The following is a 15,139-nucleotide window of genomic DNA, read 5'->3' on the forward strand; positions in this document are numbered from 1 at the left end:
CGGCCGTAGTCACAGTCGGTGCTATTCTTGGTCTTGTCTGGGCGACCGGTGATTTGATTTCGTCTATCTCATTTCGCTCAGCGGTCGTAGTTGGTGCCGGGTACGCTCTGTTGCTGTCGACAAGTGGGACCATGGTATCCGCTGCTCTCCAATACGCCGGTGCCGATGTGAGTGAAAAAGAAGCGGATACGGGACGTGCGGTCGGGAAAGTAGAGAATATTCTGATACTCACGTTGACGCTACTCGGCGCATACACGGCACTAGGGCTGGTGTTCACTGCAAAGTCAATTGTCCGCTGGCAAGACATCTCCAGTGGGAACACGACGTATTATCTCACGGGGAGTATCGCCAACGTGACGTACTCGCTAGTCTTCGGCGTCTGTCTTGACTATCTGCTTGGAACCCTCTAGAACTCCGTTCCCTTCCGCGCGCCCTGCCCGGCGTCGATGGGGTGTTTCTCCTTGTTGACTTCCGTTATGAGATCGGCATGGTCGGTCAGAAATTCTGGTCGCTCGTGCCCGCCCGTCAGGACCAGTTCGAGGTCGTCGGGCTTTGCTTCGATGAGCCCAATCACGTCCGCCGGATCGACGAGGCCGCGGTTCGCGGCGTAGAGAATCTCGTCGAAGACGAGCATATTGACGCCCTCCTCTGGCGGCCCGTCGGCGTCCCGCGGCGTCGAGAGGTCGGCGTCGGCGCTGGCCTGAACGAGTTCCTGTGCCCGGTCGAGTGCGCCTTTCGCACGGGCCTCGTGCTCGTCGTCCTCGCTGCCGTCGAGGAAGCCGTGCCAGCCGTAGTGGCCCGCGTTCTCGTATGAGAAGCCCGGCAGGGCGGCAATCGCGTTGTACTCGCCGCGCACGTCTTCGACGGTGCTGGTCCCGCCCTTCATGAACTGCAGGAGGTGGACGCGGTAGCCGTGGCCGACGGCGCGGGTCGCCATCCCAAGCGCCGCGGTCGTCTTGCCCTTGCCATCGCCCCACCAGACCTGGACCAGTCCGAACTCCTCGGGCGCGCTTGGACTGATGGGCTCGGCGGTCGGTCCGGCCGTGTTATCGCTCATACCCGTCTGTTCGACCGGATTCTGTTTAGCCGTTTGGTCTCCGGGAATGTCGTGTGATAAACGGCTTTTTCACGGCTCGAACACCTCCGTCTCACGGTCGGTGACGACGCCGTACGCCGCGTCGTCGACGGTCGGCAGGCTGTCGCCGTCGTAGCGGGCGGCGAGACTCGACCGGATAGCGTCGCGGACACAGACGCGAGCGGCGGCCCCGATTTCTGTTGCGCTGCCGGCGAACGGTGCGGACTCAGCGCTCGGGACACAGCCGATGATGGCTGCGTCCGAGGTGGTTCCGGGCACGCCCGCTGCGTCGAGTAGCGTCGCGGCCTTCGCTTCGACAGCCGTGGCGAGTAGCGTTGCCAGCGCACCGTCGTCCAGCGCGCGGTCGACGCCGGCGACGAGATTGACCGTGCCGGGACGCCAGTCGGGGCTGTCTGCCGGATTCGATGCTGTTCCGTCGGAGTCGACCGCTTCGTCTGCTCCCGACATCGGCAACGCCGCGGGGTTCGAGAGGCCCGCGGTCGCCAGCACCGACACCGGGCCGCTCCGGACACAGCGGGCGTGCTCCATATGCACGCCGGTGAGCAGCGCCGGGCCGAGGGGGAAACCGGTCGCGGACAGTCGCTCCGCGCGGTAGGCGTCGAGGTCGGTCCGCTCGAACCCCTCGGGTACGGTGACGTTGTAGACGGCGTCTGCGGTCCGGTAGCCCCCGTCCCACGCCGTCGAGAGCCAGTTGGCACCCTCGCGGCGGACCTGACAGACACCATCTTCGACGGTCGTCTCAAACATCCAGCGCGTCCAGCAGCCGGTCGTTTTCTTCGGGGGCTCTGACGGCGACGCGGATGTGCGAGTCCAGCCCGCGGAAGGTTCGGGCGTCCCGGAGTGCGATACCAGCCTCGCGAGCCGAGGCAAGGATGTCGTCGACAGACTCGTCGGCGTCGCTGACCGACAACAACAGGAACGGCGCATCGGAGGGGAACACGTCGAACCGTGCCGCGAGTCGGTCCCGCATACGGGCTCGCTCGTCGGCGACACGGGCCTTCGTCTCCGCAACGAACTCGCGTTGCCCGTAGCAGTGCGTGCCGACCGCGGCCGCCGGCGCGCTCATCGACCAGGCGCGGCGTGCGGTGGCGAGGCGGTCCCTGGCCGCGCCCGCTCCGACGGCGTAGCCCATCCGGACGCCGGGGAGGCCGAACAGTTTCGTCAGCGAGCGCGCGACGATGACGCCCTCACGGCCCGCCAGCGACTGCTCGTCGGTAAAGCCGAGAAAGGCTTCGTCGACCAGCAGTGTCGTCCCAGCAGAGAGACAGTCGTCGGCGAAGGCTCGGAGCGCCGACGGGTCGGCCGCTTCGCCGGTCGGATTGTTCGGGTTGCAGACGATGGCGAGCGCATGACCGTCCGGGTCGGCGGTCAGCAGGTCGTTGTGTGGGACGAACTCCGGCGTCCCGTCCTGGAGCCGGACCTCGCGGGCGTACTCACCGAAACTGGGATACGGGACGAGCACGCTGTCGCCGGCCCGGACCGTCGTCTGGATCGCCAGGCGAATCGCTTCGAGGCCGCCGGCCGTGGGTATCACCTGCTCCGGCTCGCAGTCGACGAAGGCCGCCGCGGCCGCCCGGAACTCGGGGTAGTCGTCCGCCGGATACGAGCGGGCGGCCTCGAACGCTTCCCGGTACGTCTTCGCGGCGTCCGGCGGGACGCGGGGGTTCGTGTTCGCGCTGAAATCCAGCAGGTCCGGGTCGTCGCTGCTGCCGTGTGGGACGCGCCCGTCCGGCCCGATGGCGTCCTCGGCCCCGTTGCCGCCACTCGCTCGCAAGCCCTCGACCGAATCAGGGTCCATTGACGGGGGCTACGGCGGGCGGTGTGGAGAAGGTTTCGCGGCGGTTGGCCTCCGCCCCACGTCGTTACAGCCATTGCTCAGCCACGCGCGCGTCAGCGAGCGTGTTGACGTTGACCGCGACGCGTCGGTCCCGCGCGAGCCAGGCGTCGTCGGGGCCATCGCCGACGACGTTGACGCCTGTCGGCGCGACCTCCCGACCTCCGTTGTCGAACGCCGTGTCGTCGCTCACGCCGAGGGCACGCTTCAGCGAAGCCGGGACCAGGACCGTCAGCGACCCCCCGTCGTGCTCGTCGAGAACACGGTCAACTATCTCGCCGTCAAGCAGCGGCAGGTCGGCGGCGACGGTCAGCACCGGCCGGGCGAGTCGGCCGTCGGCCAGCGCCGCGTCGAGGTCCGCGACGTATCCCTCGCCCGGCGTCTCGATACAGGGCACGTCCAGATGTGACTGCGTTTCCGGTGCGTTCGGCGACGTTACAGCGATAACTCTTTCAACGGAACTGTCTTCCAGTGCGCCGACGACCCGGTCGACCATCGGGACACCGCCGACCCGAAAGAGCGGTTTCTCGGCCTCGGTGTCCAGCCGCGTCCCGCGCCCGCCACACATCACCAGAGCGTCCATGCGAGCACCTCCCAGTCGACGAGCGGTACCGACCGGACGCCGCCGAAGAGCGACCACGCGGCGACGCCGACGTGGAGCGCGACAGCGCGCGTGAGTTCGTTGGCCGCGCCGAACGTGTCGCCGCTGACGCCGCCCAGTCGGCGGTTCGCCCAGCCAGAGAGGCCAAGAGCGAGCAGCGGGCCGGTGAGAACGACGACTGCGGTTGCTGGAACGGCGACGACAGCGGCCGGGAGTGCGATGGCGAGCGAGCCGACGAGGTGGCGTGGGCTGTTCCCGTTGATAACCGTCGACCCGAATCCCTCGTGGCTCGGGCGTCCGACGCAGGCCAGCGTCGCCATCGCGAGTTTCGCCCCCACCTCGGCGGCGAGGACCAGCGCGACAGCGACCAGCGGCGGGAGCCCGGCAGCGGCCAGCGCGGCCAGCGCCAGCGCGAGGAGGACGGTCCCCAGCGCGAGGACGGCCCCGACGCCGACAGTCGTGTCCCGCATCACCTCGCGGCGCTCCGCGGGGTCGCCGTGGACGACGGCGGCGTCCCCGAGGTCCGCGAGGCCGTCGGCGTGGTTGACGCCGGCGACGAGGACGACGGCTCCGAGGTAGGCCGCGGCGACGACCGGGGCCGGGAGCAGGCCGGCGGCGAGGAACGGGAGCGCGACGAGGCCGCCGACGACGTAGCCGGCCATCGGGAACGCCGCCGGCGTCCCGACGAAGGCGTCCCATGCCCGTTCGCTGTGGCCGACCGGGAGCCGTGAGAGGAAGCCGAGCGCCCCCCGGACCGCGGTCAGAACCACGCGAGCACCCCCAGACCGGCCAGCAGATACGCCAGCACCCCGGCGACGCCAACCCGCGTGACGCTACGCTGGGCTGTCGCCACATCGGGGAGGTGTCTCGTGGGGTTGAGGACGTACACGCCGGGCTTTTCGAGTCGAACGTCCAGCGCCGCGGCGGCCGTCCCCATCGGCCACCCGGAGTTCGGCGAGGGAACGCCGTCCAGCCAGTCCCGGGCCTGGGCCACCGACCGGGGCGACCCGCAGGCGACGGCGAGCAGGAGCGCACTCGCCCGCGCCGGGAGCCACATCACGGCGTCGTCGAGCCGCGCCGCAGGCGTCCCGACGCGTTTCGAGCGGTAGCCAAGCATCGAGTCCATCGTGTTGACGGCCTTGATCCACGCCGCTGTCCCGGCAGCGACGGGAAGCGGTAGAAGGCCGACGCCCGCAGCGGCGAGCCCGCCCAGGACGAACGCGGCCAGCGACGCGACGAGGCCGTCGGCGAGGTTCTCCGACGCGCTCTCGACGGCGGCGCTGCGAACCTCGCCCGCAGAGAGCGCGCTGGCGTCGCGGCCAGCGAGTGCGAGCAGCCCGTCCCGAGCAGCCGCGAGGTCGGCCTCGGTGTCGGCGATGACGCCCCGAGCGGTCGAGAGGAGACTGCGGAGGCTCGTGGTCAGGAACAGCGCGAGGCCGGCGAGCGCGACGGCGGCGAGGGGCGCGCGGCCGGCGGCGAGCGCGACAGTCGCGCCGACCACCGTGGCGGCTCCGAGCGGCAACAGCGCCGCGGCGAGCGCCCCGACCGCAAGCGGGTGGTCCCACTCGCGGTCGACCGCCCCGACGAGTCGTCCGAACCACGCAACGGGATGCAATCGGGTCGGTGGCTCACCGATTGCGAGTTCCAGCCCGCCGGCGACGGCCACCGCCAGCGCGCTCAACACAGCGTTCCCTCCCGGAGCTTCTCGGCTATCGCCGGTAGCGGGTGGTCTTCCAGTAACATCGACTGCGCGCCCACGCGGCCCGCGCCGCCGTCCGTTCGGGCGTCGTCGCCGACGTGGACGAGGTCGGCAAGCGCCACGTCGAGTGCGTCGGCGGTCGACTGGAAAATGGTCGGATGCGGCTTCCGCCAGCCGCAGTCGACGCTGGTGACGACGGCGTCGAACGCGTGGCCGCTCTGATTCTCGATGGCCGCTCGCTCCAGCGTTCGCTCGACCAATCCAGGGACACTGCAGTTCGAACAGACAGCGACCGGGCCACGCTGTGCTGCGGCGTCCAGCGCTTCGATGGCTCCCTCGCGGACCGTCACCGGGCTGTCGAAGGCATCGAGGACGACCTCGGTCGCCGTCTCCTCGGCAACCTCGACTCCGCGGCTGGCAAGCGCCAGTCGAACGTGTTCGTCCAGCGGCGCTTCCCGGCCGCGGTCGTACTCGCGGTGGGCCGAGCGATAGGCGTCCTCCCAGTCGTCCGGCACCCGAACCGACCGGGCCGAAAGCGTCTCCGCAACGGCGTCCCACGGCTCTGACGGCCGGTCTGCCGCTACGAGCGTCCCGAACAGGTCGAACGAGAGTGCCACACCCGTGTGGTTAGTGCAAGCTCACTTGAACTGTGGGGGTAGACGTGGGAACTGCTGTGGGAGTCGGGCTGCTGTCGAGGAGTTCCGGCCGCTGGAGGACTCGTTACCTCGGACGAGCCCAGCGACAGACCTGGCCTGCGGCATTCCAAACCGTTTATACCCAAACAGGGGTAATCCGGCGGTATGGCAAGAGAGCAGACCGAAGTTCGAGAGCTCGACGAGGGAAGCTACGTCATGATCGAAGACACGCCGTGTAAGATTAACTCCTACAGCACGGCCAAGCCGGGCAAGCACGGCAGCGCCAAGGCCCGAATCGACGCCAAGGGCGTTTTCGACGGCAAGAAGCGCTCGCTGTCCCAGCCCGTCGACGCGAAGGTCTGGGTCCCGATTGTCAACCGAAAGCAGGGGCAGGTCGTTTCCACGGACGGCAACGACGCACAGGTGATGGACCTCGACACCTACGACACGTTCACGATGCGGGTCCCCGAGGACATCGACCTCCAGCCTGACGACGAAATCGAGTACCTCCAGTACGAGGAACAGCGCAAGATCACACGCTCGTAACGATGTTGCCCGGTGCGGGGGCCGACCGCGGGGCGGCCGACTACGCGCTCGTGGGCGCGCCACTCGACGCGTCGACGTCGTTTCGCCCCGGTGCACGCTTTGGCCCACGCCGCGTCCGCCAGTTCGGCCAGCAGTTCGACGATTACGACCACCGCACCGACCAGCACTTCACTGACTGTTCCGTCTACGATCACGGCGACATCGGCCCCACGGCCGACGTTGCCGAGTACCTCACTTTCCTCCAGGGCACTCTCTCGGATTTCGAGAGCGAGGGGGCCGTCCCGCTCGTCGTCGGCGGCGAACACACCGTCTCTGTGGCCGGCGTGCGTGCGCTCGATCCAGACGTGTTCGTCTGTCTGGACGCGCATCTCGACCTGCGCGAGTCCTACGCCGGCGACGAGTACTCCCACGCGACGGTGACCCACCACGCGCTCTCGGTGGCTGACGAAGCGATTGTGCTGGGCGCACGCACTGGCTCGGAAGCCGAATGGGACCGCGCGAACGAACCCGATGTGACCGTCGTCCCGCCCGAGGACGTGGCCGACTGGTCGCCTGCGTTCGACGACGAGCGGGTGTACCTCTCAGTCGACATCGACGCCGCCGACCCCGGGTTCGCGCCGGGCACCGGGACGCCGGAACCGTTCGGCCTCGACCCGCGGGAGATGCACACCGTGGTCCGAGCCGTCGCACCGCAGACCGTCGGCTTCGACGTAGTGGAGGTCAACGACCGCGACGACGGTCAGACGGCGACGCTGGCCGCGAAACTCCTCCGGGCGTTCGTGTTCGCCCACGCGGACCAGCGCTAATCCGAGATGTATCGGGGAATATTCCCGCCGTCGGCCTCAGCAGACAACTCGGTGGATGTCCAGCGGCGACGCTCGCCGGACAACCGCGTCGACTGGGTCGGCGACAGCCGAGAGGTTGTCTGAGTCGCCGTCGAGGACCAGCAGTGCGGCCCGGCGGCCGGGTTCGATGACACCGCAGTCGAGGCCGACCGCTTCGGCCCCAGCGGTCGTGGCCATCCGAAGCACCGTCCGCGAGGGGAGGTCAAACGTCTTCGCGGTGTACTCCATCTCACGGAACATGGATGGTGCATTGAGCATCACATTATCAGTCCCGAGTGCCACGTCAGTGTACTCCAGAAGCGTCTCAATCGGCGGTCGGCCGACCTCAAGGACGCGGTTCGCACGGGGACAGACCGCGATAGGGACGTCCTGATCGGCCACCCGTTCGAGGTGTTCTGCTTCGGCATGGACCATGTGGACCAGCAACTCCGGCTCCAGATCCAGCGCCGGGTGTATGTCAGTGGCGTCCGGTTCGCCGGCGTGGATAGCGAACGGGGCCCCGCGCTCCTCGGTGGCGGTCCGCCGGGCGGTGAAATCGTCGTCGTTCGCGCCGCTGGCACCGAACCCGTCGGCCACGTCCAGCACCGCAGTGTCATCGCTCCCGAAGATGAAGTCCTCGATATTGAGTCCCTCGGCGGCCTCGCGTAGTGCCCGTGCCCCGTCGACGCCGAACTCCCGGAAGTCGAGAAACGCCGCGGTGCCGGTTCGCTGCATGAATCGAAGTGTGCGGTGCATCGCGGCAATCAGCGTCTCGTCATCGGCCGCTGCGATCTGCTGGTGTTTCAGGCTGTCCGGTGGCACCACTGCCTCCTCCAAGCCAAGACCGACAGCGGCCTCCTTGGCGACTGAGTCGCCGACGTGCGTGTGGGCGTTCACGAACGCCGGCAAGACAATGCGGTCGTGGTCGCTCTCGCGCTCGGACGTCTCCTCGATGGCCGTTATGTAGCCGTCCTCGACGACAACGCTGCCGTGGACCGGCTCGAACGACCGCCCGGCAAGGACGGTTCCTTCGATAGCCTCCATGTGGGTGCGAGGAAGCGGAGCTATATGTGTCTCATGGAGGCGCAATCTTGCCATGTAGCACTGGCCGCGGTAGACTGATGCGGACGGCGCCGGACAGTTCGGGTATGAGTGGTAGTACCACAGTTTCCGAGGACCGCGCGCTGTCGCCAGACGACTGGTCCCATCCGGCCGAGCGCCGATACGCGGACGCACAGGCCCGTCTTGTGGACCACTACGACCACTCCGTCGAGTCCAGAGTGACCGAGACGGACGCCGCGGGTCGCGTTCACTATCTGGTCGGTGGGAATCAGGACGGCGACCCCGTACTTCTGCTCCACGGTGTCGGAACGCCAGCAGCGACGTGGCTCCCGCTGTTCCCGGCGCTCACCGACGAGTACCGCGTGTACGCTCCCGACCGGCCCGGCCTCGGCCTCTCAGCCGCGCCGAGCTACCGGGACCGGGACCTCCGTTCGTTTCTGGTCGCATACTTGCTGGAACTGCTCGACGACCTCGCTATCGACCGTCCACACGTCGCCGGGAACTCTCACGGCGGCCTGCAGTCGCTTCTGCTCGCAATCGACCACGACTGTGTGGACCGACTGCAACTGATCGGCGCGCCGGGCGGCGTCTCGCGGGACCTCCCGCTCCTGTTTCGCCTGCTGACGGTTCGCGGCCTCAACCGCGTGCTGCTGTGGCTGCTCAGCCGTGGTGACCCAGTCGAGAACGCGAGGCAGTCGATGCAGCGGGTCAACGTCGTTGACGCCGCAGCGATACCGGACGTGTTCTACGAACTGCTCGCCGCCGGCCAGGATCTGCCCGGCCGGCCGGAAAGCCAGCGGTCGCTAGCGACCGCACAGGGCTCGTACGGCCGTGTCCACCCGTTGTTCGACATCAGGGACGAAATCGTTGGAATCGACTGCCCGACGCAGTTCGTCTGGGGGACGGAGGACGCCTTCTATCCGCCTGACGTCGGTCGCCCCGTCGCCGAGAAGATGCCCGACGCCGAGTTCCACGAACTCCCGGGACACGGTCATACGCCGTGGCTGGAACCGGGTGATGAAGTCGCTGGACTGGTCCGTGGGTTCTTCGATAACTGAGCGTTTTCGTTATAATACACCGCAAACAATCGCTCAGCGTCAGTGCTGTTCGGACCGCCGTGTCCGTCACCACTTGCTCGGCATCCGACACAGCAAGTAGTCTTTTAGTAAACAGGCCATCTCGGTTGGGAGCATGGACCAGCTATCGTCGTGTTACTTCTGTGGCGGCGCGCTCGATGTCTCGCTCTCCGAATATCCGATTATCCCGAAATCGCTGGACCCGGAAGCCGAGAAGCAGGGGACGGTCGTTCTCTGCTCGACCTGCCGAGAGAAGCTCGCAACCATCGTCGAACCGGCCGTCGAGGCGGCGAAGGCGGACGCCCGCGAGACAGCGGAAACGACTGGCGACGCCGGGACCACGGAGCCGCCGGGGCTACTGGACGATTCTGGAACGACGGCAGGCGACGCACAGGCGACCACCGACAGCGTGGTCGAGCCGGCCGATGACGGCTCGCTGCTGGGCGACGACGGCGCGAGCGCGGCGGGACAGGAACAGTCGGCGCAGTCAGCGGCGACGACGGAGGCGACTGCGGAGCCAGATGCGACGAACCCGGCGGCATCGGACACCACGGACGGACAAGCGGCGGAGCCGACCGAGTCGAATGACTCGGCGGCGAACACTGGGAGCGAGGACACCGAACGCGGTACGGACAGCGACGACAGCGCTGACGGCCCCTCGCTGACGAAACTGGAGTACAACAAGGTGATGCGCCTCCTCCAGAACCGTGAGATGCCCGTTGACCGCGCGGAAATCCGCGAGGTCGCGGTCAACGCCTACGACATCGACGGGGAGCAGTTCGACGCCATCATCGACGCCGCGGTGGACCGGGACCTCATCGGTCAGGAAAACGGCCAGCTGGTCGAATCGGATGGGTAGCCCGTCGCCGGTAGAGAAAAACATACCACCGGTCATCTCGAAGTCCGCGCCATGAACGCAGGCGACATCGCGACGCGTCTCGACGACAGACTCGACATCGAGGCCTACGCCGACATCGACGCCAGTCCGAACGGTCTGCAGGTCGGGCCGGCGAGCCAGCCGGTCGAGCACGTCGCTTTCGCAGTAGATGCGGCCGTCGAGACCATCGACCGCGCCGCCGACGCGGGCGCTGACCTGCTCGTGACCCACCACGGCATCGTCTGGGGCGAGATGGAGCGCGTGACGGAAACCAACTACCGCCGGGTCGCACCGCTGATCGACAACGACCTCGCGCTGTACGTCGCGCATCTCCCGCTAGACGGCCATCAATCGCTTGGCAACGCCGCCGGCGTCGCGGACCTGCTGGACCTCGACAACCGTGCGCCGTTCGGATCGATGGGCGGCGAGCACATCGGCCAGCGTGGCTCCCTCCAAGAACCACAGACGGTCTCCGAACTCGCCGAAACCCTCGAAGGAAATCTGGATACTGGCGGACAGCCAATTCAAGTGCTTGATTTCGGCCCGTCGACTGTCGAGGACGTCGCCATCGTCACTGGCAGCGGCGTCGACTGGCTGCAAGAGGCGGTCGAGACGGACGCCGACGTGCTCATCACTGGCGAGGGGAAACAGCAGGCCTTCCACGAGGCGCGCGAGCAGGGACTCCACGTCATTCTCGCCGGCCACTACGCGACGGAGACGTTCGGCGTTCAGTCGCTCCAGACCGTCGTCGAGGACTGGGGGCTGGAGACGACCTACATCGACTGCCCGACCGGCCTCTAAGGCGATGGCAGATGTCGTTTCGTTCGAGGGCGTTAGCTCGGATGCGGACCTCATCGCTTGGTCGCAACAGTACTGTCGCGGGGTCCGCCGCGAGCAGGGCGTCTCGGTTCGGTTCGACCTCGTCGACTGGGCAGTGTCCCACCGAGCCAAGCGTCGGGCCGCCGCAGTCAAGCGGTCGAAACTGGACGACGCCACCGTCGGCGAGCGGTACGACTGGGACAGCGTCGACGGGAGCGACGGCCGCCCGCTTCGATGTACGGTGTCGCTGACCTGGGACGCCTTTTCGGCCTTCGAGCGGGACGCCTGGGAGGCAACACTGCGCCACGAACTCATTCACGTCGAGCAATATCAGCGCGACGGGACGACCGACCACGGCCGGGCGTTTCAAGAACGGGCCGACCAGCTCGACACCGACGTCCACTGTCCGGCCTTCTCCGATCCCAAGCACGTCCTCACCTGCGGGGCGTGTGGGGACCTCGTCGCCCGCCGCTATCAGGACTGCAAGCTCGTCGAGCGACGCGAGCAGTACCGGTCTGACTGCTGTGGGGCCTCGCTGGAACTGAGCTGACTACAGCAGGAACCTGATGGCCCAGAGGACGCCCATCCCGGTCACCATTGTCGCGAACACGTCCTCGGTCCGCCAGGCGACGCCTGCCGCGAGCGCTCCGGCGACGAACTTGTCCGCGGCGAAACTACCGGCGTCGAGTGTCACGAACGAGGGGAGAACAAGCGCGGCGAGGACGGCGGCGGGGACGAACCGCAACACCCGCTCGACGACCGGCGGAATTTCGTCCAGCCGACCGAACAGCGCGATGAACGAGAGGCGACAGGCGTAGGTCAACACGCCGATGACAGCGACGACACCGGCTATCTCAACCGGGCCGTAATTAGTCGCCATCGGTCCCTCCCGTGGCGGATTCCGTGAGAACGCCAGCCGTGATGCCAACCCCGGCCGCGACGAGCAGTCCGAGATTGAGCGGGAGGCCAGCGCCGACGACGGCGACGGTTCCACCGACGACAGCGGCGATGCCGGTCGCTGCGTCCTCGATTGCAGGGACCAGAATCGCGAGGAAGACCAGCGGGATAGCGAATTCGAGACCCCAGGCGTCCGGGACGCCGGTCCCGAGTAGCGCCCCCGCGATAGTCGTGACCTGCCACACCGCCCAGAGCGTCACGGCGACGCCGAGGTAGTACCACTTCCGGTCCGTCTCACGGTCGGACCGGTAGCTGGCGACCGACAGCGCGTACGCCTGGTCGGTCAACACGTAGGCGAGCACCGCCTTCCACCGACCAGTGAATTCCCGAAAGTACGGGGCAATCGACGCCGAGTACATCAGAAGCCGGAGGTTGATGACGACGGCTGTCGCGACAACGACCGTCAGCGGAGCGTTCTGTCCCAGCAGTTCCAGCGCCGCGAGCTGTGATGCGCCGGCGAAGACGACCACCGACAGCCCGACTGCGGTCGGCAGCCCCAGTCCGGCGTTGACGGTCGCGATGCCGGCAACGAGGCCAAACGGAATAATTCCTAGCAACAGCGGCGCAACATCCCGAACGCCGCGCCTGAACGCAGCAGTATCCATAGCTCCCAATCCAACGCAGGGGCGTCTAAGCCCTCCGTTTCAGCCGCGGTGTGTGACGGCACGTCGATGCATGGGCCGTCCGCGGTGTGTGACGGCACGTCGATGCATGGCCGTCCGCGGGGTGTGACGGCACGTCGACAACGGCCTCTACCCGTCACGGCGAACCACGACGTTGAAACCCGACGCCATTCGACTGCATTGTAATGAGCGACCACACCGACGAGCGGGAGACGTTCCATCACGATCCGATCGGGCACGCGGAAGCCCGGGCCGGAATGACGGTCGGCGAACTGGCTGACAGCTACGGCGAGGCCGGCATCGGCGCGAACGACATCCACGAGGCCGTCGACATCTACAGCGAGATGCTCGACGACGACGTGACGACCTTCTTCGGGCTGGCCGGCGCGATGGTCCCGACCGGGATGCGGGCCATCGTCAGCGAACTCATCCGCGACGGCCACATCGACGTACTCGTGACGACGGGCGCGAACTGCACCCACGACAGCATCGAGGCCATCGGCGGCAAGCACCACCACGGCGAGGTGACACCCGAGGGGCAAACGGAGCGCGAACACGACGAGACGCTCCGTGACGAGGGCGTCGACCGGATCTACAACGTCTACCTCCCCCAGGAGCATTTCGCCCTGTTCGAGAACCACCTCCGGGACGAGGTGTTCTCGACGCTGGAAGACGAGGGCGCGGTCTCGATCCAGCGCATGACGGAGGAACTGGGCCGAGCCAACAGCGAGGTCAACGAGCGCGAGGACGTGCCCGAGGACGCTGGCGTGCTGGCGGCGGCCTACGAGAACGACGTGCCGGTGTACTGCCCGGCCTTTCAGGACTCCGTGCTGGGGCTGCAGGCGTGGATGTACTCCCAGACCAGCGAGTTCACCGTCGACGCGCTGGCGGACATGACACAGATCACGGACATCGCATACGAAGCCGATAGCGCGGGAGCGATGGTCGTCGGCGGCGGCGTCCCGAAGAACTACGTCCTCCAGACGATGCTGGTCTCGCCCGATGCCTACGACTACGCCGTCCAGTTGACGATGGACCCATCGAACACCGGCGGCCTCTCCGGCGCGACGCTCGACGAGGCCCGCTCGTGGGGGAAGCTTGAAAAGGACGCCCGGAATGTCTCGGTGTATGCCGACGCGACGATTACACTCCCGCTGGTCGTGGCCGCGGCCCGCGAGCGGCACAGCGCGTAAGCGTGACCACGCCGCCGTAGACGGCGACAGGTCTGGACATTGTGGGGCACGTCTACTGAGAGGCATATATCCCTCATATAAACGGTCTTTCACAACCGCTCGGCAGCCGTACCTAGCATGTCACGGTACATCGGCCGACGGACGTTCGTCGGAGGGACAGCGGCGACGCTGGCGAGCGCGGGACTCGTGGGGAGCGCAACGCCCCAGGAATCGGATGATACTGACACAACCAACAGTGACACCGACGACAGCGAGCGCAAAGCGATGACTGACGACACGACGCTCATCGCTCACCGCGGATTCGCCGGCGTCTACCCGGAGAACACGGAACTGGCCGTCGAGGCGTCCTCGTTCGGCGGTCCGGGAGCCCAGACGGCCCACCGACGCGCCGACATGATCGAGGTCGATGTCGTGCCAACGGCCGACGGCACGCTCGTCACCTTTCACGACGACGGGCTGGCCGAGCGTGACGGCGGCGAGCGCGGTCTGACCGACGCTGACGGGCTCGTCTTCGAGACCGACACCGATACTGTGACCAGTGCGACTGTTCTCGGCACCGGGGAGACGGTCCCGACGCTCGAAACGGTCATGGACTCGATTCCGCCGAGCGTCGCCGTCAATCTGGAGTTCAAGAACCCCGGCAGTCAGGACCTCCGTTTCGCTGAGTCGCTGCCGGACCAGGCGCTGTCGGCGCAGCGAGCGGTGTGGCGGCCCTACACCGAGCGCGCGCTCGACCTCGTCAGCGAGTACGACAACGACATCCTCGTCTCGTCGTTCTACGAGGCCGCGCTCGCGACCGTCCGCGACTACGACGACTCGATTCCCATTGCCTGCCTCTTCTGGAATGACATCGAGGCAGGGCTGGAAATTACCCGCCGCTACGACTGTGACGCGATGCACGTCCCTCGGAACATGGTTCAGGGAACGCCCTTCTTCAACGACGACGGCTACATCGAGTCCGATCTGAGCGATATCGACCTCGTCGACGTCGCTGCCGACGAAGACCGGGACCTGAACGTCTGGACGGTCAGTACGTGGTATCAGGCCCGCGAACTGGTCCGGGCCGGCGTCGACGGGCTTATCTCTGACTACCCCAGCGTGCTCTCCGTTCAGGACTGACGGCGGATCTCGTTTTCGTTGTGTTTCCTCAAAGAGCCAGAAAGCCCCGGCCGGCTCCGGTCGAGGGCCTCGTTGTGCGCTTCTCCGCTCCCTACGGTCGCTCATGCAGTGCTTACAGCGGGAGCAAGGCGAAGGCCCACCCCTTCAGGGGTGTGGATGAAGCCGACAACCCGGCAGC

Annotated in this window: 19 protein-coding genes; 9 read left to right on the forward strand and 10 right to left on the reverse strand. The window is 67.2% G+C overall.

The features are described 5' to 3' along the window. Positions 1–131 precede the first annotated feature (131 nt). On the forward strand, positions 132–410 hold the full coding sequence (locus tag AV929_RS22680; RefSeq protein ID WP_014041135.1) for a hypothetical protein: 279 nt from the start codon (positions 132–134) through the stop codon (positions 408–410). On the opposite strand, the gene AV929_RS17125 is transcribed toward AV929_RS22680, so the two are convergent. The 7 genes from AV929_RS17125 to AV929_RS17155 all read right to left on the reverse strand — a co-directional run bounded on the left by AV929_RS17125 (position 407) and on the right by AV929_RS17155 (position 5,847). Continuing rightward, positions 407–1,057 (reverse strand): cob(I)yrinic acid a,c-diamide adenosyltransferase, encoded by a 651-nt coding sequence (locus AV929_RS17125; RefSeq protein ID WP_008308206.1) that lies wholly within the window; start codon positions 1,055–1,057, stop codon positions 407–409. The two genes, AV929_RS22680 and AV929_RS17125, sit on opposite strands and share 4 nt — an antisense overlap. A gap of 69 nt (positions 1,058–1,126) precedes the next feature. Further along, positions 1,127–1,843, reverse strand: coding sequence for an adenosylcobinamide amidohydrolase (locus tag AV929_RS17130; RefSeq protein ID WP_064288821.1), 717 nt, complete (start codon positions 1,841–1,843; stop codon positions 1,127–1,129). Then, positions 1,836–2,894, reverse strand: coding sequence for a threonine-phosphate decarboxylase CobD (cobD, locus tag AV929_RS17135; protein ID WP_064288822.1), 1,059 nt, complete (start codon positions 2,892–2,894; stop codon positions 1,836–1,838). The genes AV929_RS17130 and cobD overlap by 8 nt, the downstream gene beginning before the upstream one ends. A gap of 64 nt (positions 2,895–2,958) precedes the next feature. Continuing rightward, entirely contained in the window at positions 2,959–3,498 is a 540-nt protein-coding gene (locus AV929_RS17140; RefSeq protein ID WP_175055163.1) for an NTP transferase domain-containing protein, read from the reverse strand. Next, a complete protein-coding gene (cobS, locus tag AV929_RS17145; protein ID WP_050036976.1) occupies positions 3,498–4,301 on the reverse strand; it encodes an adenosylcobinamide-GDP ribazoletransferase in 804 nt (267 codons plus the stop codon). Before cobS ends, AV929_RS17140 begins: the two co-directional genes overlap by 1 nt. Next, positions 4,292–5,215 carry a CobD/CbiB family cobalamin biosynthesis protein gene (locus AV929_RS17150; protein ID WP_023843390.1) on the reverse strand — a complete coding sequence of 308 codons (924 nt, stop codon included), beginning with the start codon at positions 5,213–5,215 and terminating at the stop codon, positions 4,292–4,294. Before AV929_RS17150 ends, cobS begins: the two co-directional genes overlap by 10 nt. Continuing rightward, positions 5,209–5,847, reverse strand: coding sequence for an HAD family hydrolase (locus AV929_RS17155; protein WP_050007758.1), 639 nt, complete (start codon positions 5,845–5,847; stop codon positions 5,209–5,211). The genes AV929_RS17150 and AV929_RS17155 overlap by 7 nt, the downstream gene beginning before the upstream one ends. Before the next feature lie 183 nt (positions 5,848–6,030). On the opposite strand from AV929_RS17155, the gene AV929_RS17160 reads away from it, so the two are divergent. Both AV929_RS17160 and speB read left to right on the forward strand, forming a co-directional pair. After that, positions 6,031–6,411: a translation initiation factor IF-5A gene (locus tag AV929_RS17160; protein WP_004515075.1), complete on the forward strand. Its 381-nt coding sequence runs from the start codon at positions 6,031–6,033 to the stop codon at positions 6,409–6,411. 2 nt (positions 6,412–6,413) lie between these two features. Further along, complete coding sequence (gene speB, locus AV929_RS17165; RefSeq protein WP_014041128.1) at positions 6,414–7,217, forward strand: agmatinase; 804 nt, start codon at positions 6,414–6,416, stop codon at positions 7,215–7,217. A gap of 36 nt (positions 7,218–7,253) precedes the next feature. On the opposite strand, the gene AV929_RS17170 is transcribed toward speB, so the two are convergent. Then, on the reverse strand, positions 7,254–8,279 hold the full coding sequence (locus AV929_RS17170) for an amidohydrolase family protein (protein ID WP_064288823.1): 1,026 nt from the start codon (positions 8,277–8,279) through the stop codon (positions 7,254–7,256). A gap of 104 nt (positions 8,280–8,383) precedes the next feature. Between AV929_RS17170 and AV929_RS17175 the strand changes: the two genes are divergently transcribed. The 4 genes from AV929_RS17175 (at position 8,384) to AV929_RS17190 (ending at position 11,619) form a co-directional block, all read left to right on the forward strand. Next, on the forward strand, positions 8,384–9,355 hold the full coding sequence (locus tag AV929_RS17175; RefSeq protein WP_064288824.1) for an alpha/beta fold hydrolase: 972 nt from the start codon (positions 8,384–8,386) through the stop codon (positions 9,353–9,355). Positions 9,356–9,488: 133 nt separating this feature from the next. After that, positions 9,489–10,232 (forward strand): hypothetical protein, encoded by a 744-nt coding sequence (locus AV929_RS17180; protein ID WP_050036970.1) that lies wholly within the window; start codon positions 9,489–9,491, stop codon positions 10,230–10,232. 51 nt (positions 10,233–10,283) lie between these two features. Then, positions 10,284–11,051, forward strand: coding sequence for a Nif3-like dinuclear metal center hexameric protein (locus AV929_RS17185; RefSeq protein ID WP_064288825.1), 768 nt, complete (start codon positions 10,284–10,286; stop codon positions 11,049–11,051). Positions 11,052–11,055: 4 nt separating this feature from the next. Beyond that, entirely contained in the window at positions 11,056–11,619 is a 564-nt protein-coding gene (locus tag AV929_RS17190) for a SprT-like domain-containing protein (RefSeq protein WP_014041123.1), read from the forward strand. On the opposite strand, the gene AV929_RS17195 is transcribed toward AV929_RS17190, so the two are convergent. Together AV929_RS17195 and AV929_RS17200 are read right to left on the reverse strand one after the other, a co-directional pair. Then, the gene (locus AV929_RS17195) at positions 11,620–11,949 is read right to left on the reverse strand and encodes an AzlD domain-containing protein (protein ID WP_014041122.1); all 330 of its coding nucleotides are present in this window, start codon (positions 11,947–11,949) and stop codon (positions 11,620–11,622) included. It abuts the gene before it with no gap. Further along, positions 11,939–12,631, reverse strand: a complete 693-nt coding sequence (locus tag AV929_RS17200) for an AzlC family ABC transporter permease (RefSeq protein WP_050036967.1) — start codon at positions 12,629–12,631, stop codon at positions 11,939–11,941. The genes AV929_RS17195 and AV929_RS17200 overlap by 11 nt, the downstream gene beginning before the upstream one ends. Before the next feature lie 203 nt (positions 12,632–12,834). Between AV929_RS17200 and AV929_RS17205 the strand changes: the two genes are divergently transcribed. Next, the gene (locus AV929_RS17205) at positions 12,835–13,842 is read left to right on the forward strand and encodes a deoxyhypusine synthase (protein WP_023843388.1); all 1,008 of its coding nucleotides are present in this window, start codon (positions 12,835–12,837) and stop codon (positions 13,840–13,842) included. 117 nt (positions 13,843–13,959) lie between these two features. Further along, positions 13,960–14,961 (forward strand): glycerophosphodiester phosphodiesterase, encoded by a 1,002-nt coding sequence (locus tag AV929_RS17210; protein ID WP_064288826.1) that lies wholly within the window; start codon positions 13,960–13,962, stop codon positions 14,959–14,961. The last annotated feature ends 178 nt before the right edge of the window (positions 14,962–15,139 follow it).

The organism is Haloarcula sp. K1 (genome assembly GCF_001647155.1).
In the GTDB taxonomy this organism is placed as follows: Archaea; Halobacteriota; Halobacteria; order Halobacteriales; family Haloarculaceae; genus Haloarcula; species Haloarcula hispanica.

Bases quoted from the DNA above. Each gene is read 5' to 3' on its own strand.
- AV929_RS17195 (WP_014041122.1), bottom strand. From the start codon at position 11,949: ATGGCGACTAATTACGGCCCGGTTGAGATAGCCGGTGTCGTCGCTGTC.
- AV929_RS22680 (WP_014041135.1), top strand. From the start codon at position 132: ATGGTATCCGCTGCTCTCCAATACGCCGGTGCCGATGTGAGTGAAAAA.
- cobD (WP_064288822.1), bottom strand. From the start codon at position 2,894: ATGGACCCTGATTCGGTCGAGGGCTTGCGAGCGAGTGGCGGCAACGGG.
- AV929_RS17185 (WP_064288825.1), top strand. From the start codon at position 10,284: ATGAACGCAGGCGACATCGCGACGCGTCTCGACGACAGACTCGACATC.
- AV929_RS17205 (WP_023843388.1), top strand. From the start codon at position 12,835: ATGAGCGACCACACCGACGAGCGGGAGACGTTCCATCACGATCCGATC.
- AV929_RS17170 (WP_064288823.1), bottom strand. From the start codon at position 8,279: ATGGAGGCTATCGAAGGAACCGTCCTTGCCGGGCGGTCGTTCGAGCCG.
- AV929_RS17125 (WP_008308206.1), bottom strand. From the start codon at position 1,057: ATGAGCGATAACACGGCCGGACCGACCGCCGAGCCCATCAGTCCAAGC.
- AV929_RS17175 (WP_064288824.1), top strand. From the start codon at position 8,384: ATGAGTGGTAGTACCACAGTTTCCGAGGACCGCGCGCTGTCGCCAGAC.
- AV929_RS17200 (WP_050036967.1), bottom strand. From the start codon at position 12,631: ATGGATACTGCTGCGTTCAGGCGCGGCGTTCGGGATGTTGCGCCGCTG.
- AV929_RS17210 (WP_064288826.1), top strand. From the start codon at position 13,960: ATGTCACGGTACATCGGCCGACGGACGTTCGTCGGAGGGACAGCGGCG.
- AV929_RS17140 (WP_175055163.1), bottom strand. From the start codon at position 3,498: ATGTGTGGCGGGCGCGGGACGCGGCTGGACACCGAGGCCGAGAAACCG.
- speB (WP_014041128.1), top strand. From the start codon at position 6,414: ATGTTGCCCGGTGCGGGGGCCGACCGCGGGGCGGCCGACTACGCGCTC.
- AV929_RS17180 (WP_050036970.1), top strand. From the start codon at position 9,489: ATGGACCAGCTATCGTCGTGTTACTTCTGTGGCGGCGCGCTCGATGTC.
- AV929_RS17190 (WP_014041123.1), top strand. From the start codon at position 11,056: ATGGCAGATGTCGTTTCGTTCGAGGGCGTTAGCTCGGATGCGGACCTC.
- AV929_RS17130 (WP_064288821.1), bottom strand. From the start codon at position 1,843: ATGTTTGAGACGACCGTCGAAGATGGTGTCTGTCAGGTCCGCCGCGAG.
- AV929_RS17160 (WP_004515075.1), top strand. From the start codon at position 6,031: ATGGCAAGAGAGCAGACCGAAGTTCGAGAGCTCGACGAGGGAAGCTAC.